The sequence below is a fragment of the Flammeovirga pacifica genome (assembly GCF_000807855.2).
Lineage (GTDB): Bacteria > Bacteroidota > Bacteroidia > Cytophagales > Flammeovirgaceae > Flammeovirga > Flammeovirga pacifica.
The window spans coordinates 1,239,612-1,263,222 of the sequence record NZ_JRYR02000001.1; the positions used below are offsets into that span (position 1 = coordinate 1,239,612).

A 23,611-nucleotide genomic window follows, 5' to 3' on the forward strand; every position below is an offset into this window, starting at 1 on the left:
ATTATCCATTGAAAGGAAGAATCCATTCTTTAGGTAAAAATGAGTCTGAAAGTTCTGTTAAGTCGATAGTAGGATCAATAAATCTTTTACTTGATCGACCATTTAAAGACACAAAAGCATCTACATAAACTTTAGGAAACTCAATACCTTTTTTCTTGTATTCTTCTTTCAAATATTTAGCGTATTGTAAAATAAAATCTGGTTGAGTGGCCATCATTTTTTCTTGTAATGGCGTTAAATAATCACTGTTTGTTATTTCAATTCTATGATTATTTTCTGGGTTTTCCACATAAAAAGTAGCAGCTCCTGATTTTTCCATCAGCATCACTCTCCAAGAAAACCTAAATCCTTGTTCTGTCCAGAAAAGATTATCATCATAAAGAGCATATCTAAACGGAAACGATAATTGTAGGATAAAAAACAATAAGAATGAGGCTCTCATTATCTTTTGTGGAATAGAATTTAGTTTACCTCTCTGTACCTTAAAATCTAAGTTTTCAGTACTAAAAAAACGACTTAAGGCAATAATAATCTTTTCATGAAACTCATCAGAAAAGAAGATTAATGTACTCAAGATCATAATGAAAGGAAACATTCCGATAGGGAATAATAATGAAGTAATAATATGGAAAAAGATTACAGCTAAATAAGCATATATTCTTGTTTTCTTATTGGCCAATAAAAAGGGTACAAATAAATCGTAAAAACAACCTGCCCAAGAAAAGAAATAGGCAACCCATTTATATTTAAATAATGGACCTATTATCCATAAATCTGTTCTAGAAGCTAACCACAACTTTAAAGGTTGTGCTCTAAAAAGCCAATCTGCGTTTATTTTGGCAACACCAGCATAAAAATAAACTATAGCTAATTGTAATTTCACTACATTGATTGTCCAAGCAGATACATGCGTTCTAAACGTCTCTGGATTTCTATAAACATCGACTGAAAAACGTCTGTGAGCAGGAAGGAAGATCATGATGAAAGCCATCAAACTCACAAAATAATAATGATTTAGATAATTGGTTAGGTCAATAAGTTCAACATAAGTGAATGTCAAGAAGTAAGTTAATGCTGATAGTCTATAAAAGGCGCCAAAGGTAATTCCAATGGCAGAAATAATCATTAAAATGAAAATCAGATACATGCCCAAATCTCCCAAAGGGCTTATCCATGAAAAACCGTAATAATGAAAAAAGAACGAGGGTTGAATAAACTGTGAGTCTATCCAACCGTTCGCCCAAAATCTTATAGCACTCCCTGCCATCATTAGGCCAAAGATCATTCTAAAAACTACAAGAGGTGCAATAGAAACTTGTTTGTGTATGTATTCTTCTATTTTAGTCTCCATCACTATCTTGATAAGTAATTTTCACAGAAAGAATAGATGGCATTTCTGATTTTATCATTACCACCAACTTTGACATTTCTGTATACAAAGTTTCTACAGTCTCGTCTTTTTGATCTATATGATTTGAAAATGGATCAGAACATTTGTCTAATTGTGCCAAAATCACATCAAATTGATTATTGATTTTTTCAGAAAGGTCCTCTTCTACTGCACCTGCTGTATAATAAGCTTTCAAATAGTCTGCTAAACCTAACTCGCTACCGCCATTAAAGATATTTTTTAATGATGTAACATTCGACTTTAGTAAATCTAATGTTTCTTGACTGTAGTAAGCTTCTACAGACATTGGTGAAGAGTTACCTGAGATTGAATTTTTACCTAAAGCATATCCTACCCTCTGATTCTTACATCTCTCATAAGCTTTATTGAACTCATTAATAATGTAAGATATAGAACTACTTGGATCCACCCCTTCGTTTGAAGTGAATTCATCAGAATAACCTGAAGTCCATGAATCATAAATTGCAATAGCATCATTATTTACTGCATTCACCACTTTAGTTAAATACATACGACGATTTTCTTCTTGAGCGTCTGTAGTGTATAAATCTAATGTTGCCCCTACGTTTAATAAATAATCTAATGCAGGAAGACCTTTTACATTAAATGATGAGATAGACTCAATATTGAAATCACCAGCAGCAATTTTAGTTTCTATTTCAGAAAATTTAGTTGGAAAAGAATTGGTATTCACTAATAAGTTTGAAGTCAATGCTTCCCCATATTGAAATGCATTCACCTTAGCCCAATTACCATAAGCATCATCTAATTTACTTCTAAGGTCAGTAAGCGTAACATCATTTGTGTTTTCCAAAAATTGGTTTGTAGCGACTAGTAAAGCAGCTGTACTTTCTGAATAAGCCTTAAAAGCTGGTAAAATAAGGTTATCTGAATAGTTTTCTAACATTTCTTTTTGAGAAAACTCAACACTCACACTGTCCGAAGAATCATCACAAGAATAGAGTATTGTACAAAAAAGAACTGTAATAAATAGGTTAATTTTGTTCATTAGAAAAAATCAAATTTAGGTGTATGCACAACAACTCAGCAGATAGATTGTCTGCTGAGCTGATTATGTATTTGTAAATATTTTGCAAAGATAATTATAAATTACTCATTACCTCATCAGAGAAGCCATAAGTATTTTTAATTATTGCTTTAGCTGCTTCCATTTGAGCATTTAAAGCTTCTTTGTTAGCATTTTTAATATCCTCAACATAAAGAGAACCTAGTACCCCTGCAATTTCTTCGTTAGTGATCACTTTTGAAGTATTGTATTGTAAAGCTGTAGCAAATGCAACTGCCTCAGACCAGTGGTGTAGGATGTCCCCAAGTTCAGTATCTGAAATCACTGAGTTTGCATAGTGAACAACGTTTATTGCTACTAATTCTTCCCATTTGTTTTGGATAATAATTGCTTGAGCATCTCTTGTTTCATAGTCTTTATCAGAAATAGCTTGACGACCTGCAATAAATGCATTAAAGATATCTCCTCTTACATCATAAACATCTGCTCTTGAAGCAGCATATTTAGCCCAATAGTATTTTGTTGCTTCTTCGTTAGATAAATAATCTGTTGTTGCACCAAAGTAACCGAAACCTTCATCCCAGTAATGTTCCATGTCAGTACCTTTACCTTCAGTAACTGTTTCGTTATCGGCTCCTTCAAGTTTTTCTGGAGTTAAATAATAAGAAACAGATTGGAAGTATAAAACAGCACCCATTAGACCTTTTCCTACCATTTGAGCTGGCTCATGACCATTTGCATCAAATAATCTTCCTCCAATGATATTATCCATGTTACCTGATGCAGCTTCTGCTGAGGCAAAATAAAATGGAATTTGAGTATAAACATTAGCCAACAGTGTAGGATCGTTAGCTGTTTTACTTTCTAAATCTTTTGATGAACCAAATAAATCACCAGACTCGTTAGTATAAATCGCATTCATGTCAACTGCAGAAAGCTTAGTAACGCCATCATTACCAGATTTGATATATGATTCTAATGAATCTAACATCATGATTCTTGCTGTTTGACCAGAGTAGTCAACATTAGCAAAATCATAATCTGTTTTAGCAGAAGGAGTGCTGTCAGAATCATCATTACATGAGAACAATACTGATGAAATTGCAATTAAAGAGATAAGAGATTTAAAGTTTAGTCTTTTAGTATTCATTTTCGCTTTTAATATTTTTTGTAGCTGAAATTATTGTGAAACAAACGTAATGCTTATTAAGATTAATTACAAATAATAAACATATTATTTATAATGAGTTTAAATAAAAATAATATTTGTTTGAACAAAAAAAAGAGATCACTTATAAAAGTGATCTCTCAATGTCTGTAATTAAATTACAGCTAAATATATTTTAAATTCTAATTAGAATTTGAAATCTTGTTTGAATGCGTTCAAACCTAAGTATTTAGCAGTAGAACCTAATTTTTCTTCGATACGAAGTAATTGGTTGTACTTAGCCATACGGTCAGAACGTGAAGCTGAACCAGTCTTGATTTGACCACAGTTCAATGCTACTGCTAAGTCAGCAATAGTGTTGTCTTCAGTTTCACCTGAACGGTGAGACATTACTGAAGTATAACCAGCTCTGTGTGCCATTTCAACTGCTGCAATAGTCTCAGTCAATGAACCGATTTGGTTAACTTTGATCAAGATTGAGTTAGCGATACCTTCGTTGATACCTCTTTCTAATTTCTCTACGTTAGTTACGAATAAATCGTCACCTACTAACTGTACGCTGTCTCCACAAAGATCAGTTAACGCTTTGAAACCTTCCCAATCGTTTTCGTCCATACCGTCTTCGATAGAAGTGATAGGATATTTCTCAGCTAAAGCAGCTAAGTATTCAGCTTGCTCTTGAGAAGTTTTAACGCCACCTTTCATGTCGTTGAATTTCTCATAGTTGTATTTACCATCTACGTAGAATTCAGAAGCAGCACAATCAAGAGCGATAGTGATGTCTTTACCCCATACGTAACCAGCGTTTTCAACTGCTAATTTTACTGAATCTAAAGCATCTTCAGTTGATTCGAAAGCTGGAGCAAATCCACCTTCGTCACCTACTGCAGTAGAAAGACCACGGTCATGAATAACTTTTTTCAATGCGTGGAATACTTCACAACCAATACGGATAGCTGTAGTAAAATCAGGAGCAGCAACAGGTTGGATCATGAACTCTTGGAATGCGATAGGCGCATCTGAGTGAGAACCACCGTTGATGATGTTCATCATTGGAACTGGCATTGTGTTCGCAGAAACACCACCTACATATCTATATAAAGGAAGACCAAGTTCAGCTGCTGCAGCTTGAGCAACTGCTAAAGATACACCCAAGATAGCGTTAGCACCTAATTTTGCTTTATTTGGAGTACCATCCAAAGCGATCATTGCTTGGTCGATAGCATTTTGTTCAAATACAGAAGCTCCGATTAATTCCTCAGCAATAATTTCATTAACGTTTTCAACCGCTTTCAAAACGCCTTTACCTAAATATTCAGAACCACCGTCACGTAATTCTACAGCTTCATACTCACCAGTTGATGCTCCAGATGGAACTGCAGCACGACCAACTGTACCAGTCTCAGTTGTTACATCTACTTCTACTGTAGGATTACCTCTTGAATCAAGGATTTGTCTTGCGTGAACGTCTACGATTAAACTCATGTCTTCGTAAAATTAATAATTGTTGATTTTTTAAATAACGATCCAATATTAGACAATCAAAACGGTTTAAAACATGACTATTGTCAGTCTAGGAAAAAGACTATTAAAAGAATCAATGCATAATCTAAATAACTCTTTGTTATTGACCCATTTACAGATCTAACGGATAAAAAAAATACAAAAAATTATTAACAAATATTTTAGATAAAATTTAAATAAGTGTAATTTCAACACATTAGTTATCAGTGATTTATAAAAAAATTGAGATTGCTTTGTACTATCAAAACAATCTCAATTATATTAAATATACTCTCTGATATCTATAACTCTCATGCCTGCTCTTCTTGCTGCTTCTATTCCGGGAGCACCATCTTCGAATACCATACAGTATTGTGGCTCTACCCCCATCCTTATAGCACATTGCAAAAATGTTTCAGGATTAGGCTTGCCATTCTCTACTTGATCGTACCCTACTTTTACATCAAACATATGAAAAGCTCCAATTCCTGTTAAAGTATGCTCTATGAGTTCATCATTACCTCCTGTACCTATCGCCATTGGAAGTTTTCCAAAATACTCTTTTGCCACATCTAAAATTGGATCTATAGGTTTCACATCACCTTTTGATACTAATTTTAGATATTCATTTTCCTTTTTATCAGCGTACAAGTGTGCGTCGACAGAGAAACCATTTTCAGAAGCAATCTTTTCTAATATTTCTACTGTGGTAACTCCAGCTAATTCATAAAATTCCTTTTCAGTAAAATTATAACCTAGCTCATCAAAAACTACTTTCCATGCTAAATAATGAGTAGGCATTGTATCTGCTATAGTTCCATCCATATCAAAGATTAACCCTTTAATTTGAGGTGGAATATTAATTTTTTTCATTTTATCACTGATTATTTTTGACGAAATTAGTTAGAATTACCTTGTATAAAAAGAATTCAAAGAACTATTTCTTTGATAAAGTTGTTGCTAGATATTCATTTTCTTTCAGAATTTTATTAGCTACTAATGTGCTATAAAAACCATAACCTAAGATCATAAAAAAGCCTATTTTAAAAAATATACCTTCAAAAATAAGGCTACTATCTAAGATCCCTAATAGACCAATGTAGATTAAATACATAATAATAGGTCCACCTGTCGCAAAAAGAGGAGATTTATTTGTCATATAAGCAAAGAACATAAACAATCCTCCTAAAGCTGTTTGAATCCCTACCCCAAAAGTAAACCCTGTATTTTGTACTAACAATTGAAAGGCTACCATACATAAGTTAAATACACCAATACCAAAAAGAAGGTTTTTAGATAACTTCATTTTGTTTAATGAATCTTTAACCTCTGCCTTTTGGTTGATTTGTTTAGCTAGAAATTTCGATTGCTCCTTATCTGTTCCCAAAATTGGGTAATGACAGACCTCACAGTCTTGTTGAGTGCTTTCGTGTGTTGTTTCACAATTACTACATACCAATAGTTCCGCTTGTTCCATAGTTATTTTTGACGTTTAGACTAAAAAAAATGATTTTCCTTTAAGGATAATTTTCTCTATTCTGAAAAAGAAACCTATTAATGAGAGAAAGTTGTTAATTATAAATGATGTAAAAGACTTCAAATGTCATTCACATCATTATTTATTTCTTAAAATGAAGGTAATTGAACCATTTGTGATACCTTCTATATCAGCATCAGCTCTATTTGGAGCAAATGATAAGTTTCTAACTGCATCTTCATATTGCAATACTACTGTTCTTGGCACTGACCTAAATACAGTTTTTAAGGCAATTACATCTCCATATTCATCTACCTGAATATCAATAATTATTTTACCTGTTGCAGAAGAACGGTCATTCACAGAAGGAGGCTCTAACCAATTCCAACCAGGCATACTTAATGCTGATCCTCCAGATCCCCCATCGGATTTCATTTGAGTATCAGAATTTAAAGTACCTTTTTCTGTTCCTTGATTACCTTGAGCTCCTTCAACATTACCTTTATTATTAGATTTTTGTTGATCAGCGACTCCTGTACTATTGACAGGTCCCATCACATTTTGAGGAGTTTTAGGCTTAGGTTTTTCCTTCTTAACCTCTTCTTTTGGTTTTTCTATTTGTTCTTTCTTTTCTTCCTTTTTTATCACAGGTTTTTCTGTAACAGGAACAGGAGTTTCCACTTCTTGATCGGTTACTGCTTCAGGTTCATTCGTTGGAGTTTCTTCAGTAGGTACTTCCTCTGGAATATCTTCAACCACTTCTTCAACAGTTTCCTCTATGGTTTCTTCAGGTGTTGGTTCTGGCGTTGGTTCAGAAGGTTTTGGATCATCTAGAACATCATTATCTTCTACAAAAGGAGTTTCCGATTTCGTATTTCCAAACCCAGCGTCATCCATACCAAAAGCAACTTCAATTCCATATTGCGGAATTGGAGGATCTGGTGGAGACCAGACAATCGTATACCAAGCTAAAATCAATATACCTATAGTCACTAATGTTGTGAAGAATATTGAAATCCATCTATGCTTGAAATCCTGATCTCTTTCTGCCTTTGTTTTCTTTAAAGCCATAATTACTTTCCAACTTTAGAGGTAGGTTTTGTAGCTATTGACACTTTCGCTTTTAACCCTGCCGCTATACCTGCAACATTCACTAAATGTTGAACTGGAACATCTTTATCTACAGTTAATACTACTACTCCTTCTTTTTTCTGAGGTAGTACGTTCTTTAGCTCTTCTTCTAAATAGTTTAGTGGTACTTCTACTTCGTTGACATAATATTTTAAGTCCTTTGTAATACTCACAGACACCTTAGGCATCACTTTAGTTGATGTTTTACTACTCGGGACAGAAATTGGTAAACCTGAAGGTGTTACAAAGTTTGAAGTCAACATAAAAAAGACCAATAATAAGAAAATCATGTCCGTCATGGACGACATGTTAAATGATGGATCAATTTTATTTTCTTGTTTTAAGCCCATAACTTTTAATTATTTTGTAGAAGCTCAATAAATTCTATGGTTACTACTTCCATTTTATGTACTACATCAGCCATCGCTCTTACTAAATAATTATAAGCAATGTAAGCAAATATACCTACTGCTAATCCACCTGCTGTAGTGATCATTGCTTCATAAATACCTGAAGATAGTAATTTGGGGCTCACAGAACCTTCTTCTTGAGAAATAGCAATAAAGGCGTTAATCATACCAATTACTGTCCCAAAGAATCCAATCATTGGAGCAGCACCTGAGATCATACCTACTAATGCTAAATTTTTCTCAAGTTTGTAAAGCTCAATTTTTCCAACATTTTCGATACTTTTCTCAATCATTTCTAATTTAGAAGTGGTACCGATATAATTTAGACCCGACTTAATCATTTTCCCCATAGGGGTTTGTTCCTTGTCTGCGTATTTTTTAGCGGTTTCAATATCACCTTTTAATACATAAGCCGTCACTTTATCCACCATTTTGGTAGGATCTTTTTTGGCTTTTCTAATAGTCAATAATTTATTCACTAATAGATAGAATGCTATGACAAAAAGCACCCCTAGAATTACCATAGTGATACCTCCTTTTTCAATCAACTCAAAAAGAGATACTGATTCTTCAAAAACACCTTGCATACCTGTTTCAGGCATTGCTGTGTCTTGTAAAACGCTCATTAAAAAGTTCATCTATAGTACTGTTTATTTTAATTTTTTATTTTCTGATAATCCAAGCTCCTTTATACGATTTTTGCACTTTTGACAAATCCGCTTTGGCTTCTTGGTGAGAATTAAATCCTTTTACTGCTACTCTGAATTTTTTACCTGAAGCAATTACACCTACATGATCAAAGCCTTTGTTTTCTGCTTCTTTCACTGCTTTTTCAGCATTAACTTTTGCACCAAATGAAGCAATAACAATATGATATTCACCATTTCTTTCCGATGAGCTATTCACTTCTACTACAGGGTCAGCTTCTACTACCTGAGGTTCCTCTTTTTCTGGTACTGCTTCTTCAGTTGACACTTCGTCTGATGTTCCTTCTTCCGTAGAAGAATTTTCATTAGTCACATCGTTCTCTTCAGTTGTATTTTCAACAGCTACATCCTCTGTATCAATTACTGATGGCTTTAAGAAAAAATAGGCTCCAGCAGTGAATAATATGATGACAGGAATTGCAATAAATAACCAAATTGGTCTTTTTGATTTACTCTCCTCTTCATAAATATCATCATCAGCATAAATTGGTTCATCCTCAAGAATTTCTTCTTGTACTAATGGAGTAGCTGTGATTTTAGGTAAACCAAAACTATCAGGAATGATATTACTTTCACTTCTTTGTCTAAACTCTATCTCTTCATCATCAGACATTACAAAATATCCAAGATCACCAATAGGAGCTGTTTCACCATCTTCTAAACGCTGCTTGATGTTCATTACGAACATACTGATTTGAATTGCTATTTCTTCAGCATCATATTCTTCATTTTTAGAAATAAATTCCACTAAAGAATAGACTTCCTTGTCTTTTTCTTCAATCTCTGTTTTATAAGAGATATTTACATGTGGCGGCTTAATAAGATTTCCTGATGGAGAAAGCTCTGCCCCACTTTCTTCAGACCAAAAAGTACCCAAATCTGGGATAACAACAACGCACCAATCTAAAAGTGCTTCTTTTATTGCATCAGCAATCATGCGTTTATATTTATAATTAAAGAGTAAATATCAAAAATCATCAAAGTATTATATCAATACCATTTTACGCCTTTATAAAAAGACGTCTTTAATGTATCTATCACTTTTCACATACATTATTGATACCAATATATTTGAAGTAATGAAATCAATATGTAAAAAAAGTATTACAATAGACTATCAAACATCCTCTAAAATAAAGAATCAATATTTGATATGAAAATTCTTTTTGTGTTATATAATTAAAATCAGGCCTTCCTTTTAATAAAAGGGTAAAAAACCATTTGAATAGAGAGAAAACAGGCTTCTGTTAAAACTTATAACTCAAACCAGCCATTAATTGAAAACCTCTCACATCATACCTATTATAGTTTTGATACTTTTGGCTAAATAAATTATTTACCAGACCAAAAGCAGAAAGATTTTCGTTAAATTGATATTGAGCTGTTAAATTAAGATCAAAAATTACAGGTAAATTTATTTCATTTCTAACTCCTGTTGAAGGATCAAATTCTACTGCTTTAATTCCAATTTTATTATACAGTACTGCACCAAATTTCCAATTAGATAGATATTTATAATTAACCGTAACAGAGTTCTCTGATAAAGGACGATGATATGCCTTACCTATTAAAGTGTCTTGCACATTATAGGCGTTTAGACGAGCTTGGGCAATTACCTCCCACTCTCTTTTACTCCACATCCCTTCTAAATCAATTTTAAAATTACCTGTTTTATTATTGGTTGCATAAACCATCTCAAATCTTGATACATCAGTTACCGAATTCACAAAGAAACCCATATTATTCGATGAGGCATAGCCTATGCTACCTTTAACTCCCATCTCATCAGATAAGATGGCTTCAGCTCCTAATTCTATATTAATTACTTTATCCTCGTGCAATAAATTTAAATTATTATTCACCCAAGGGTTCTGACTTGACAATCCTTTATAGTTCACTAATTCAAGATCACCATCTATTTTTATATAGGCCGCCAATTCATCTTCACTAATTGTATATCTCAATAAAATATCGGGATAGATATAAAAGCCTTTATCATATTGAGAAGAATCTCCACTATAGGCTAATTTCAAACCAGCTTTAATGTATAAATCGTCAATAAATGTTTGATAACTAGCCCCCAATTTAAACCAACTCCTATTATTACTAATTTCTGTATCTGTTGTTGTTGTATTTGAATATTGATTGTAGGCTGCTTTTAAATCGACATTAATTTTTGTTTCCTGATTTATATCGAATGCTCCTCCAAGGTCTATACCTACCTCAATTTCACTTGCCTTATAGTGATCAAATGTATAATCAAAAATTACATCTCCACGCAGAGAGTAATTATTATCTGTAATGTATGATGGCATTTCATGACCCACAGAGAAATTAATGTTCTGAATAATTTGTTTGATACTATCTTGAGAAATCACATTTGGATCTGCATCGAAACCATAAAAATGAGTTCCTTGTCTTTGATAATTGACAGAAGCATTTGTAATACCATAATCAGAATACTTGGAAGCAAAGGCGTCAAATTCATTACGACTTTCAGCTGATAATTTTCTACCTACCGACCCTTCTTGAGATGATTTATGATAGTATTTAACACCATAATCAAAATCTGGATTGGTATTACCATTAATACCTAATTCAACATATGGAGTTAGATAATTACCAAAACCAGCTCTGATGTATTTATCATAGAATTTCTTTTCTTCTCTTTGATCCAGCACTGCGGGCAATTGTTGAGGAAGAGAATCAGCCACTTCTTCATTGATTAATTGCACCGAATATTGTTGAGGTACCTTTTTATTTTTTCTTTTTACCTTTTCAAGCTTTTCATAATCTCTACTCATAACAGGCAGTTCGAAACTAGATTGCTTCTCTATTACTACTTCTGCATTATCTAAGCTAGAGTTTTGTGCGTTTGACAATTGTAATGCTCCTAAAAAAATGAGCATACATAGCATTAAATTTCTCATTTATTTTTAGTTTGTTGGTGGAACAGTACTTTTATCTATCTTAATTTGTTTGATATCTTCTAATCTCTTTATGGCTATAAGCTTATCCTCTTGAGAAACAGTATATTGCTTCACAGACTCTAAAGTAGCTTTAGCATTAAATAAATCATCAATTGATATATAATTCTCTGCTATTAAAAGGTACGATTTACTGGTCCAAATCGGATAACCAGCAAATTTTTTCTGTACTCCTAATAAAGCTTCTGTACTTTCTGTAAACTTTGATTCCACCGTTTTCTTAGCATCTTCAGCTCCTCCTGCTTGACTTCCTTTTTTGTAAACTTTTGCCAACTCTCTTAAAGTTAGGCCTGCATGATATTGAGCTTGAGCACCAATCTCACTACTAGATTCTTTAGAAAGTTGATCAAACCCAGTGAGTGCTTTAAGGTAGTCTCCTTTCATTAATGAGATCTTTGATAAATAAAGTTTAGCTTCTAAAACATAACGAGTCATGTTTTCATCTATAATTTTATTCGCATAGGCACTAGCCGCAGTATAATCTTTTTCCTCAAAATGCGACTTCATTAAACCCAAATTCACAGACCAAGTTGTTGTTCTTCTAGTAGCAATCTTATCTAATTCATTGTAAGTTTTAATCGCGTCTTTAAATCGTTTTTCTTGCATTAGTAAATCACCAACATAACGTAACGACTTTTCCTTTTCAGGCATGTGTTCTACTTTTTCAAAAGCCTTGATTGCCTCTGTATTATTCTTAAGCATTCTGTATGAAAAGCCTAATGAAAAATAAATATCATCAGAGAACTTAGAACTTGGTGTAGTGGTAATAAATGAGGTAAGAGTTTGAACAGCCCTACTATATTCTTTTTCTTGATAAGGCTTCATAGCAGCATTAAAATCATCAATTAAAGTTGCATTACTTTCTGGATTTGCCTCTTTAAAAATTGATTTGTAATGTTCTAAATCTTGTACAACATAGTTTTCATTGTCCATTTCCTGCAAAGCTTCTATCGCATTTTCTGCTTCTGAAGAAATTGGATCTTTATCTATTAAAAATTTGTAATCGGCCTCTGCCAATTCATTTTTTGCTAGCAATGAATAGACTAATGCTCTGTGAGCAACGGAAGAAATAAACACAGAAGACTGAGGATATTTATCAATAACAATACTATATTCTTTAATCGCCTCTTCGTATTTATACCCTTCCCTTAATAAATTGGCAGCATGATAAGCTGACAATGGAGCAAAAGCAGACGTACTATATTCTGAAACAATGGATTTATATTGTCTAAAAGCATCGGTTTTCATACCTCTCGCTCTTTTAATTTGAGCTCTCTGATAGGCAATGTATTCCATATCTCTGGAACCATAGCTCTCTGCCATAGCATAAGATCTTTCTGCTACTTCATATTTATGGGTACCGAAATAACAATCAGCCCTTCTAACAATAGCTTCCGTTATTTTTTCTCTAGGCTCTGAATTCCTTCCTTGGTTGATGTAATAGGTATAATTATCTATTGCAGAAGAATAATCAGCAACAGCATATTGCACATAAGCTAAACCGTATTTTGATTTAAGATTGTATTCAGAATTCTCTGGTATTTGCTTATAGTAGTAGGCGGCCGTATCGTAATAAGAAAGTGCTGAATATCCTTCTCCTAAGTAAAAGTTAGATGCTTGCAACAGTTCATCGTTATACGGATATTTTTGAGACTTTCTTAAAAGTTTCACTTCCCCTGCCTCATCGTTATCATTTCCTAGTTCTACCGCTTTATTGAATGCGGCTTCTTGATAAGCCATTTTTTCAGCTTCAGTTAAATACGACTTCTTGTCCAGTATTTTCAATGCTTTTGAATAATCTCCAGAATTGACAAAAGCCAAATTCATTAAATTCTCAATTTCAGTATATCTACCTGAATTAGGGAAATAAGCTAAAAAGTAATCACATGCTCTTGGTACCTGTGCATAAAATTCTAGATCAAAAAGTATTTTACAAAAGTTATAAGAAGAATGTTCTTGAATTTCTTTATTGAATTCTAACAATGAAGCCTGTTCAAAACCTATCATTGCTTTTCCTTTATCACCCAAACTTAGAGCAACCACACCTAAATTATAGGCAGCTAGCTGAGCAAGTTTATCTTTTTCTCCACTATCTGCGGCATTAGAAAGATAGGGTAAAGCTTCCTTTGGTTCATCAATTTTAAATTTTGTATAACCAATTTGATAAGAAGTTATTCTATCAACGGCAAACAAGGGAATTTCCTTTAAATACTCCTCAAAATATAAATTAGCTTTCTCAAAATTATTCTTTTTAAAATATACCTTTGCTGCAAAAAGAAGTGCGTCCATTGGTAGATCAATCCCATCAGCTTTAGCTTGAGAGATCATTTTCAACATCTTATCTTCTTGTCCTAATTGATAATAAGCTAATGGCAATAATGCAAAGGCAAATGGTCTAATTTCAGGATCGTTTACTGCTTTTTCTAAATCTTGCGCAGATTTCTCATACTCTTTATTATCATATTCCATATATCCTGCATAATAACTTGACTTATTAGCGTATGGATGTGTCCCTTTTTTTAAGACTTGAAATAATTTGTTGGCTTCTTTTCTATTTCCTTGATCAAAATTAGCATAGGCAGCTTGGTAAGCAATTTTCCTATCTTCATCATCGTAAAAATCAAAAAATGGATCCTTATTAAAAGCCTCAATAGCTTTAGAATACTCCCCTTTTTCAAAATAATGTGACCCTAATGCTTTATAAGCTTTATTAGAGAAGGGATGAACAGGGTATTTCTTAACAAAATCTTCTATTTGTTTATCTGCATCTGGGTGTGCTAATTCCATTTGGCACAACGCTAAATAATATTCAGCTGCGATACACTTTTCATTTTCGCCACAGTATTTATTCGAAAATGTTTCAAATAGTCTACGGGAAGCAGAAAAATTATTATCTGTAAATAAAACCTTGGCTTTATTAAACAATCTCTCCTCTTCTGAGTAATATATCTGTTGTTGAGCCATTAGTTCTGTAATGCCTTTTAATATAAAAGCAAACATTAGGCAGTATCTAATCAGTCCTTGATTCATTATGAGTTAGGGAATTGAAGCAATTAAATTAATTCAAGTTTAATTGAAAAAGTAATTCAAAATAAATATTTTATCTCAGAATATCTGAAATAAGGTGATAAAAAAACGAATTTGGAGTTTTTAAAGCATGATTCCTAAAAAAATATTCTTCAAAAATAAGAAAATGAATTGAAACAAGCTGTATTTTATATTAGTACTTATATTTCTTTATTATCAACAGTTTGTTTAATTATTTATAAATACCATTTTAAAAATGAATAATTAATGAAATATTCTAAAAATATAAGTAAATTTGATATAAAATTGATTTAACTGAAGAAGTTAGATCATTTATTTTGTTCAAGTAATTAACTGAACTACATTATTAACTTTTTAAAAGTGTTTGACAATCAAGGGATAACACAAAACAATTATGACAAAACTTAAGATTGCAATCCAAAAGTCAGGTCGTTTGAGCGATGGATCTTTAAACTTGATCCGTCAGTGTGGAATTAAGATTCCTAGAATGAAGGGTGCATTAAAAGCTGAAGCTAGCAACTTCCCTCTAGAGTTTTTGTTCCTTCGTGATGATGACATTCCGGGTTACGTTCAAGATGGCGTTGCTGATCTCGGTATCGTAGGAGCCAATGAGGCTGTTGAAAAAGATAAAAATGTAGACACAGTCCATCATCTTGGTTTCTCAAAATGTCGACTTTCAATTGCTATTCCTAAAGATAAAAAATACGACGGTCTTAAAGATTTAGATGGTAAAAGTATCGCTACTTCTTACCCAAAAATCTTAGGTGATTATTTAAAAGAGAACGGTGTTACTGCTGATATTCATGAAATTTCAGGATCTGTAGAAATTGCTCCTAACATCGGTTTAGCTGATGCTATTTGTGATTTAGTGAGTACTGGTTCTACATTAATGCAAAATAACCTGAAAGAAGTTGAAAGCATCTTCGATTCAGAAGCATTAATGATTGCTACACCTGGTTTATCTGAAGAAAAGAAAGCTATTGTTGATCAACTATTGTTTAGAATAAATGCTATTCAAACTGCTGACAACAATAAATATATTTTATTAAATGCTCCAAAGGAAAATTTAGATACAATCATTAATCTACTTCCTGGAATGAGATCTCCATCCATTCTTCCTTTAGCTAACGAAGAGTATGTTTCTATTCATACTGTAATTGCTGAAGATGATTTTTGGAGTAAAATTGAAGCTCTTAAAGAGGCTGGTGCAGAAGGTATCTTAGTTGTTCCAATTGAGAAAATGATTCTGTAGAACCTATTGATCGCTTATGAAAGTATACAAAAATCCAGAGAGATCAGAATGGAATGACCTTCTTCAAAGACCAGCAATGCGTATTGAAGAAATTGAAAAACAGGTCACTCCTATTCTTAAGACAGTTCAAAAAGATGGTGATTCTGCTTTAAGAGCATTTTCAAGACAATTTGATGGTGCAGAAGTTGATTCAATCACTGTATCTGAGAAAGAATTTGAAGAAGCTATTTCATTAGTAGATGATGAATTAAAAGCTTCCATTGATATTGCTATAGAAAATGTTAGCAAGTTCCATGCTTCTCAAAAAACGGAAACGTTAGAAGTGGAAACAATGGAAGGAATAAACTGTTGGAGAAAGAGTGTTCCTATTCAAAAAGTAGGTTTATACATCCCTGGTGGATCTGCACCACTTTTTTCTACAGTAATCATGATCGGTGCTCCTGCTATTATTGCTGGATGCCAAGAGGTATGTTTATGTACTCCTCCTAATAAAGAAGGTAATATTCATCCTGCTATTTTATATACTGCTCAAAAAATTGGGTTAAAAAACGTATACAAAGTAGGTGGTGCTCAAGCAATTGCTGCAATGACTTTCGGTACAGAAACGATACCATCAGTATCAAAAATATTTGGCCCTGGTAATCAATATGTAACTGCAGCTAAACAATTAGCAACTAAAGAAGGTGTTGCCATTGATATGCCTGCAGGACCATCAGAAGTATTAGTTTGGGCTGATGCTACTGCTCACCCCGAATTTATTGCTGCCGATTTATTATCTCAAGCTGAACATGGCGCTGACAGTCAAGTGATTTTAGTTTCTTCATCAATGGATACCATAGAGAAATCAATGGTTGAAGTAGAAAAACAATTAAGAGTACTTCCTAGAAAAGACATTGCTGCTAAAGCTTTATCTCATTCTAGAAGCTTTTACATTGAAGACGAAAATGTTGCATTAGATTTAGTCAATGAATATGCAGCTGAACACTTGATTTTATCTTTGGATAATGCGGAAGAGGTCAGTGAAAAGATCATTAACGCAGGTTCTGTATTTGTTGGTCACCTCACTCCAGAATCAGCAGGTGATTATGCATCAGGTACAAATCATACATTACCAACCTATGGTTATGCTAAGAATTATTCTGGTGTTTCTTTAGATAGTTACTACAGAAAAATTACTTTCCAAAAAATAAATAAAAAAGGACTTACTGCTTTAGGACCACATGTGGAACGAATGGCAGAAGCTGAAGAGTTACAAGCACATAAAAATGCAGTCACTGTTCGGTTGAATTCTTTGAAATAATAAAAAAGGGTTGATGTTTTTTTAACATCAACCCTTTTTTTAGCTCTAAATTGGATTAAAGATTAAATGATAACTTTATTCCATCCATAAGCATATCTGTTCCAATGATTGCGAGAATTAAACCCATAATTTTACCTATTACAGCAATTAAGTTTCCTCCTAGTTTCTCAAGAATACGATCACTAAGTACGAAAGCTAGATAGGTCAGGAAAATCATAACTCCAAATACAACAACAACTATAGCTATTTTTTCATAGCCAGCATTTGTCACTTGGTTCATTGCTGTTACAATAGTTCCTGGTCCAGCTAATATTGGGATAGCTAAGGGAGAAACAGCTATACTATCTGAGTTTTCTTCTGTTTGATTCGTGCTAATTTTTGATTTCTTAGACATCAACATTTCAAACCCAACATAAAAAAGCAATACACCACCGGTAATTTTAAAAGCTGGAATTGTGATCCCAAATAACTGGAATATATATTTTCCTGCAATTACAAAAACCACAACAATTAAAAATGCTGTAAATGTTGATTTCTTAGCAATATGTTTCTTGTCCTCTTTTGTTTTATCTCCAACCACTCCTAAAAAAATAGGTGTATTAGCAATCGGATTCATAACAGCAAAGAAACTTAAGAATACTGTTAGTGCATAGGTTAATAATTCATGCATACTACTTGTTTTGATCTAATTTTTTCATCACTCGTCCGCAATGTAGCATCTCATCGCCAAAATAAGGGTTGATCACTTCTTCTGTTGCACTTAACCAATCTGCACCCGTATTGTTGAATGCCATCGGACAATGAACAACATAAACATCCATTCCAGCGTTCCCTTCTTCAGCAATCTTTTGATAAAATTTCGTTACTGTTTCGAATTCTTTTCTTTGTGCTGCTAAATCATCTGTTGCGACAATAATATTCACAGCATTACTCACCTCATCAGGAGTGTTTTCTGGTAAAACTGCTTGTAACCTTTTGGCATACGTTTGTGCTGCTGTCGGGTTAGAATTGATTAAACATTCAGACAGCTTAAAATATGCTTGATGCCCTTTGGCTTTTGCTGCATCATAAACTACTGGTTTTAATTCCACTTTCTCGTCTTTAACACGCTTTTTAGCATCACCCGGTTGGCATGAGAAGAAAGTAAAACTTAATAAAAATACAGGTAATAAAATTAATTTTCTCATTGTTCTTAAAATAAATCAGTTGAAAGATATTTGTCCCCTCTATCGCAAACGATAAATACTATGACACCTTTATCTATTTTCTTTGCTGTTTCTAAAGCTACATAACATGAACCACCACTACTCATTCCGGCAAATATGCCTTCTTCTTTCGCTAACCTTCTTGCTGTTTCTGTAGCTTGTTCCTTAGAAACATCTATTTTTTGATCGACACGGCTTTCATCAAATATTTTAGGTAAGTATTCTTTTGGCCATCTTCTGATACCAGGAATTCTAGCTCCATTTGCAGGTTGAGCTCCAACAATTTGAATGGCACTTGATTGCTCCTTCAAAAATTTTGATGTACCCATAATTGTACCTGTAGTTCCCATTGCAGAAACAAAATGAGTCACCTCTTGATTAGTATCTCTCCAGATTTCAGGACCAGTAGTTTTATAATGTGCTAAATAATTATCGGGGTTATCAAATTGATTCAGCATAAAATACCCTCCTTCTTCTACTTTTGATAATGCATAATCTCTAGCACCTTCCATAGATATTTTTTGTGGAGTTAAAGTTACTTTAGCTCCATAAGCTTTCATCGATTTCACTCGCTCAATAGTAGCACTATCTGGCATTACTAATTCAATTTCAACCCCCATTAAGCTGGCCATCATTGCTAAAGCAATTCCTGTGTTTCCACTTGTTGCTTCAATCAACTTCACTCCTTCTTTTAAATCCCCTCTTTTTTGAGCCTCATTAATCATATTAAAGGCTGCTCTATCTTTTACACTACCCCCCGGGTTTTGACCTTCCAATTTAGCGAAGATCTTAACATTAGGATTAGGGTTCATATTTTGTAATTCGACAAGTGGGGTATTGCCTACTAAAGAAAGTACTGAGGACATAAATTTTTTGTTTGAATGTAATTACACTTATCACTTGAGGTAAAAAATATCCCACACTAAATGATGTTTTTCATTTTCTCAAGTAAATCATGCTAAGATCTTTATTTTTTTGTTGGATATCAATAAAACCTAAGGTAATATTTTTGTAAAAGTTAAGTAATGAATACAAATGAAAGTATATGAAATTAGAGAACTATATCTTACTTTTGGCTTTCAATTTAAAACCGAACATAAAGAAAGAAATTTCTAACCTTATAGAACACATATACTTGTTATGACAGAACAAACATTAAAGAAAATTGCCCTTAATGATGTACACGAAGCTCTGGGTGCTAAAATGGTTCCTTTTGCAGGATACAACATGCCAGTCAGATATTCATCAGACATCGAAGAACATAAAACTGTTAGAAATGGTGTAGGTGTTTTTGATGTATCACACATGGGTGAATTCATGTTGAGAGGTCCAAAAGCACTAGATCTTATTCAAAAGGTTTCTTCTAACGACGCTTCAAAACTATTTGATGGAAAGGCACAGTATTCTTGTCTTCCGAATGATAAAGGTGGTATTGTAGATGATTTAATCATTTATAAAATCAAAGATGAAGAATATATGTTAGTTGTGAACGCTTCTAATATTGAAAAAGATTGGAACTGGATTTCTAGTCATAATACTGAAGGCGTAGAAATGGAAAACGTTTCTGATGAGTATTCTTTATTTGCAGTACAAGGTCCTAAGGCTTCAGAAGCGATGCAATCTTTAACTGAAGTAAATTTACAGGAGATGGGATTCTACACTTTCTCATTAGGTAAATTTGCTGGAGTGGACAATGTTATTATCTCTGCTACTGGATATACAGGATCGGGTGGTTTTGAACTTTATGTTCCTAATGCAGTAGCTGAAACTGTTTGGAAGAAAATTTTCGAAGCTGGTGCATCTTATGATATTAAACCAATCGGTCTTGGCGCTAGAGATACTCTACGTTTAGAAATGGGTTATTGCTTATATGGTAATGATATAGATGATACTACTTCTCCTTTAGAAGCTGGTTTAGGTTGGGTAACAAAGTTTACTAAAGACTTTATCAACTCAGATAATCTTAAAAAGCAAAAAGAAGAAGGTGTTACACGTCGTTTAGTAGGTATCGAATTATTAGACAGAGGTGTTCCAAGAGGTGGATACAATGTATTGAATCTAGAAGGAGAAGTCATTGGCAAATTAACTTCTGGTACAATGTCTCCAATGTTGGGCAAAGGTGTTGCTTTAGGTTATGTCAATAGACCTTTAACAAAAGCAGGATCTGAAGTTCTTATTGAGGTAAGAAATAGAAAGTTAAAAGCAGTTGTTTCAAAACCTCCTTTCTACAAAGGATAAGTACTTGGAAACTATAAAACATAAAAAAACCTTATCATTTAATTGATAAGGTTTTTTTATTGTAGTATATCTTTTACTTGAGGCCTGAGCTTTTCGAATAAAATAATCAACTCTGATTTATCTTGTAGAAAATTATCTACCCTACTATGTATCAATCTATTTTGGGAATCAATATCTAATGTGTCTAGATCTTTATCATCCCCTATGATACTCTCTGCATCCACATACTCTTCATAGAGTAAAACACCATCATATCTAGTGATTGTAAAGTGCAATACTGAAGAGTTCAAATCATCACCTGTAAGTGATGCTTGGAAAGTATCTAATTTCAAAGGCTTACTGTAAGTTAACTCATATTTTTTGGTATACAGAACACTACCATTCAGATCTTTCTGAAGGTCTTCTTCTTCACAACTACCAAGTAGTAGCAAAATAAAAATTCCGTATAGTAACCGTTTTAACAAAAGCACTCAGTATTATTTATAATTTCGTTACGCGAATATACTAAATTTTAACTCTTTAAACTTACAAATATTGAAATTTTGTTAAAAAATTAAATTTTATTGACATAGAAACCACACAATGAACTTTCTACACTAATGGATAATAAATAATAATCAAAAAAAAAGGTATCGAAATATATTCAATACCTTTTGTACCTGGGGTGGGACTCGAACCCACACGAAGTTGCCCTCACCAGATTTTGAGTCTAGCGCGTCTACCAATTCCGCCACCCAGGCGATTATAATAACATTGTTGTACTCGAGGTGGGACTCGAACCCACACGAAGTTGCCCTCACAAGATTTTGAGTCTAGCGCGTCTACCAATTCCGCCACTCGAGCAAATGTTTTATAACAATATTTTTTGTAGTACCTAGGGTGGGACTCGAACCCACACGTGGTTACCCACACAAGATTTTGAGTCTAGCGCGTCTACCAATTCCGCCACCTAGGCTGAAAATAAATCATATAAATAGTACCTGGGGTGGGACTCGAACCCACACGAAGTTGCCCTCACAAGATTTTGAGTCTAGCGCGTCTACCAATTCCGCCACCCAGGCATTAAATGAAGTATTTCCTACAGCTCTCCGTTTGAAAGCGATGCAAATATGCATGGTTAAAAATTAGAAAGCAAACTACTTTTCTATAGTTCTCTATCTCTAATCCTTAACCATTTGAAATTTAGTCTATAAATTTTTTAAAAATACTATCCCAACCCTCTATACGAGTACTAAGAGAGCAATTCTTTTAAATATTCATGATCTGTTAGGTCTATTTTAGCAGGTACAACACTTGCATAATTATTGTTAATAGCCCATTCATCAGTATCTTCTCCCTCATCAGACAAGACATATTTACCAGTTAACCATAAATATTTTCTACCACTTGGGTCTACTCTTTCATCAAATTCTTCTTGCCACTTCCCTTTGGCTTGTCTACAATACTTGATACCTTTAATTGGTTCTTCACTCACCTTTGGGAAATTCACATTTAATGCCACTCCTTTTGGCAATCCTTGATCAATAACTTTAGAAGCTACCTGAGTAATCAAAGATTCAGTATGAGTAAACTCTGCATCATGACTATAATCACAAACAGAAAAACCAACAGCAGGCAATCCTTCAATAGTAGCTTCCAATGCTGCACTCATTGTTCCAGAATATAAAATGCTTACTGATGAGTTACTTCCATGATTAATACCACTTACCACTAGATCAGGTAATCGGTCTAGAATATGATTTTTAGCCAATTTCACACAATCAGCAGGTGTCCCTGAACATTGATAGGCCTTTATATTTAATTTTTCAAATAGGTCAGACTCATGATATTTCAAAGGATCATGAATTGTAATAGCATGTCCCATTCCAGATTGAGGACTATCAGGTGCGACCACCACTACTTCACCAATCTTATGCATCACATTAACTAAGAATGCTATTCCTTTTGATGTTATTCCATCATCGTTGGTTATTAAAATTAAAGGTTTCATATTTTTTATCATTAAAAAAACGGGCAGTATTGCCCGTTAAATATAGTATTTATTAATTCAAGAAGGTGTTATAAAATCATATTTTGATTATACCATTCTTAACTTCCTTCCTCAGGACCAACAAGAGTATCATAATATCTTACAATCTGAAGAAAATCTTCACGATCTTGATAATCTAATTTATTTACTCTTATAAATGCTTCCACTTTATCTTTGTATTTACCAAAATAAACCAACATTGTCTCCAACTTTCTGGTGTCAACTTGTCTTATCTCAGCATACAAATCCATTAAATAAAAATCATAGACTAAAACTCTCCTCCTAGTATTAAAGTTCGACCCCCAATATGGATCATATGACGTTTCAGATATTTCTGCAATTCTTTCTCTAATTAATAGCACATAAGGGTCTCCATCTTCCAACAATTCAAAAAAGTGATTTTTCACATACCCTTTTGCTTGTTTGAATGGTAATGAATAAAAATACCTTTCCCTTTTAGTCATCGCATCCATGATTTGAAATGACCTTACATTTTGGGCTCCAAAAGATTTAATTACTCCATTAACGATAATTTGAATAGACTCTACCCCTTCTTCTAAAGAATATTTTAATTTTCCTTTTAATGTTGAACCATCATTAAGATCTACCTCACCAAAATGCCAATATTCGGAAGGGAAATCTTGAGCTTGAAGATTAAATGAAATTAGGAGGGCACTAATAATGCTTAAGATTCTAAGTTTTATCATCGAATGATAGA

The 23,611-nt window shown here is 33.3% G+C and carries 21 protein-coding genes and 4 tRNA genes; 3 read left to right on the forward strand and 22 right to left on the reverse strand.

From position 1 onward, the window contains the following. Position 1 precedes the first annotated feature (1 nt). The 12 genes from NH26_RS04960 to NH26_RS05015 all read right to left on the reverse strand — a co-directional run bounded on the left by NH26_RS04960 (position 2) and on the right by NH26_RS05015 (position 14,821). Positions 2-1,351: an HTTM domain-containing protein gene (locus tag NH26_RS04960; RefSeq protein WP_044222382.1), complete on the reverse strand. Its 1,350-nt coding sequence runs from the start codon at positions 1,349-1,351 to the stop codon at positions 2-4. Continuing rightward, positions 1,341-2,420, reverse strand: a complete 1,080-nt coding sequence (locus NH26_RS04965) for an imelysin family protein (RefSeq protein ID WP_044222385.1) — start codon at positions 2,418-2,420, stop codon at positions 1,341-1,343. Before NH26_RS04965 ends, NH26_RS04960 begins: the two co-directional genes overlap by 11 nt. A gap of 94 nt (positions 2,421-2,514) precedes the next feature. Beyond that, positions 2,515-3,588: a DUF4856 domain-containing protein gene (locus NH26_RS04970; protein ID WP_044222389.1), complete on the reverse strand. Its 1,074-nt coding sequence runs from the start codon at positions 3,586-3,588 to the stop codon at positions 2,515-2,517. A 204-nt stretch (positions 3,589-3,792) separates the two neighbouring features. Further along, the gene (gene eno, locus NH26_RS04975; RefSeq protein ID WP_044222391.1) at positions 3,793-5,091 is read right to left on the reverse strand and encodes a phosphopyruvate hydratase; all 1,299 of its coding nucleotides are present in this window, start codon (positions 5,089-5,091) and stop codon (positions 3,793-3,795) included. 300 nt (positions 5,092-5,391) lie between these two features. Beyond that, on the reverse strand, positions 5,392-5,982 hold the full coding sequence (locus NH26_RS04980) for an HAD family hydrolase (RefSeq protein ID WP_044222393.1): 591 nt from the start codon (positions 5,980-5,982) through the stop codon (positions 5,392-5,394). 64 nt (positions 5,983-6,046) lie between these two features. Then, a complete protein-coding gene (locus tag NH26_RS04985) occupies positions 6,047-6,586 on the reverse strand; it encodes a hypothetical protein (RefSeq protein WP_044222395.1) in 540 nt (179 codons plus the stop codon). Between the two features lie 138 nt (positions 6,587-6,724). Beyond that, positions 6,725-7,657 (reverse strand): hypothetical protein, encoded by a 933-nt coding sequence (locus tag NH26_RS04990; RefSeq protein WP_044222398.1) that lies wholly within the window; start codon positions 7,655-7,657, stop codon positions 6,725-6,727. 2 nt (positions 7,658-7,659) lie between these two features. Then, the gene (locus NH26_RS04995) at positions 7,660-8,067 is read right to left on the reverse strand and encodes an ExbD/TolR family protein (RefSeq protein WP_044222400.1); all 408 of its coding nucleotides are present in this window, start codon (positions 8,065-8,067) and stop codon (positions 7,660-7,662) included. A 5-nt stretch (positions 8,068-8,072) separates the two neighbouring features. After that, positions 8,073-8,753, reverse strand: a complete 681-nt coding sequence (locus tag NH26_RS05000; protein WP_044222403.1) for a MotA/TolQ/ExbB proton channel family protein — start codon at positions 8,751-8,753, stop codon at positions 8,073-8,075. Positions 8,754-8,790: 37 nt separating this feature from the next. Next, positions 8,791-9,771, reverse strand: a complete 981-nt coding sequence (locus tag NH26_RS05005) for an SPOR domain-containing protein (RefSeq protein ID WP_044222406.1) — start codon at positions 9,769-9,771, stop codon at positions 8,791-8,793. A 310-nt stretch (positions 9,772-10,081) separates the two neighbouring features. Beyond that, the gene (locus NH26_RS05010; protein ID WP_044222409.1) at positions 10,082-11,743 is read right to left on the reverse strand and encodes a TonB-dependent receptor; all 1,662 of its coding nucleotides are present in this window, start codon (positions 11,741-11,743) and stop codon (positions 10,082-10,084) included. Positions 11,744-11,770: 27 nt separating this feature from the next. After that, positions 11,771-14,821, reverse strand: coding sequence for a tetratricopeptide repeat protein (locus tag NH26_RS05015; protein ID WP_044222412.1), 3,051 nt, complete (start codon positions 14,819-14,821; stop codon positions 11,771-11,773). A gap of 442 nt (positions 14,822-15,263) precedes the next feature. On the opposite strand from NH26_RS05015, the gene hisG reads away from it, so the two are divergent. After that, positions 15,264-16,121: an ATP phosphoribosyltransferase gene (gene hisG, locus NH26_RS05020; protein WP_044222415.1), complete on the forward strand. Its 858-nt coding sequence runs from the start codon at positions 15,264-15,266 to the stop codon at positions 16,119-16,121. 16 nt (positions 16,122-16,137) lie between these two features. Continuing rightward, complete coding sequence (hisD, locus tag NH26_RS05025; RefSeq protein WP_044222418.1) at positions 16,138-17,421, forward strand: histidinol dehydrogenase; 1,284 nt, start codon at positions 16,138-16,140, stop codon at positions 17,419-17,421. A 55-nt stretch (positions 17,422-17,476) separates the two neighbouring features. On the opposite strand, the gene NH26_RS05030 is transcribed toward hisD, so the two are convergent. The 3 genes from NH26_RS05030 to cysM are packed head-to-tail and all read right to left on the reverse strand — an operon-like array spanning position 17,477 to position 19,492. Beyond that, a complete protein-coding gene (locus NH26_RS05030) occupies positions 17,477-18,091 on the reverse strand; it encodes a MarC family protein (protein WP_044222422.1) in 615 nt (204 codons plus the stop codon). A gap of 1 nt (position 18,092) precedes the next feature. Then, positions 18,093-18,608, reverse strand: coding sequence for a DUF3347 domain-containing protein (locus tag NH26_RS05035; protein ID WP_044222425.1), 516 nt, complete (start codon positions 18,606-18,608; stop codon positions 18,093-18,095). 5 nt (positions 18,609-18,613) lie between these two features. Continuing rightward, positions 18,614-19,492 (reverse strand): cysteine synthase CysM, encoded by an 879-nt coding sequence (cysM, locus tag NH26_RS05040; RefSeq protein ID WP_044222428.1) that lies wholly within the window; start codon positions 19,490-19,492, stop codon positions 18,614-18,616. Positions 19,493-19,766: 274 nt separating this feature from the next. Here cysM and gcvT point away from each other — a divergent pair, with 274 nt between their 5' ends. Further along, positions 19,767-20,864 (forward strand): glycine cleavage system aminomethyltransferase GcvT, encoded by a 1,098-nt coding sequence (gene gcvT / locus NH26_RS05045; RefSeq protein ID WP_044222432.1) that lies wholly within the window; start codon positions 19,767-19,769, stop codon positions 20,862-20,864. A gap of 56 nt (positions 20,865-20,920) precedes the next feature. On the opposite strand, the gene NH26_RS05050 is transcribed toward gcvT, so the two are convergent. The 7 genes from NH26_RS05050 to NH26_RS05080 all read right to left on the reverse strand — a co-directional run bounded on the left by NH26_RS05050 (position 20,921) and on the right by NH26_RS05080 (position 23,600). After that, the gene (locus NH26_RS05050) at positions 20,921-21,295 is read right to left on the reverse strand and encodes a hypothetical protein (protein WP_044222435.1); all 375 of its coding nucleotides are present in this window, start codon (positions 21,293-21,295) and stop codon (positions 20,921-20,923) included. 225 nt (positions 21,296-21,520) lie between these two features. Next, positions 21,521-21,604, reverse strand: a tRNA-Leu gene (locus NH26_RS05055). A 19-nt stretch (positions 21,605-21,623) separates the two neighbouring features. After that, a tRNA-Leu gene (locus NH26_RS05060) sits at positions 21,624-21,707 on the reverse strand. 28 nt (positions 21,708-21,735) lie between these two features. Beyond that, positions 21,736-21,819: transfer RNA gene (locus tag NH26_RS05065), tRNA-Leu, on the reverse strand. Positions 21,820-21,841: 22 nt separating this feature from the next. Continuing rightward, positions 21,842-21,925: transfer RNA gene (locus NH26_RS05070), tRNA-Leu, on the reverse strand. Between the two features lie 170 nt (positions 21,926-22,095). Next, positions 22,096-22,854 (reverse strand): 5'/3'-nucleotidase SurE, encoded by a 759-nt coding sequence (gene surE, locus NH26_RS05075; RefSeq protein ID WP_139262871.1) that lies wholly within the window; start codon positions 22,852-22,854, stop codon positions 22,096-22,098. 98 nt (positions 22,855-22,952) lie between these two features. Next, entirely contained in the window at positions 22,953-23,600 is a 648-nt protein-coding gene (locus tag NH26_RS05080; protein ID WP_139262874.1) for a hypothetical protein, read from the reverse strand. Positions 23,601-23,611: the final 11 nt, after the last annotated feature.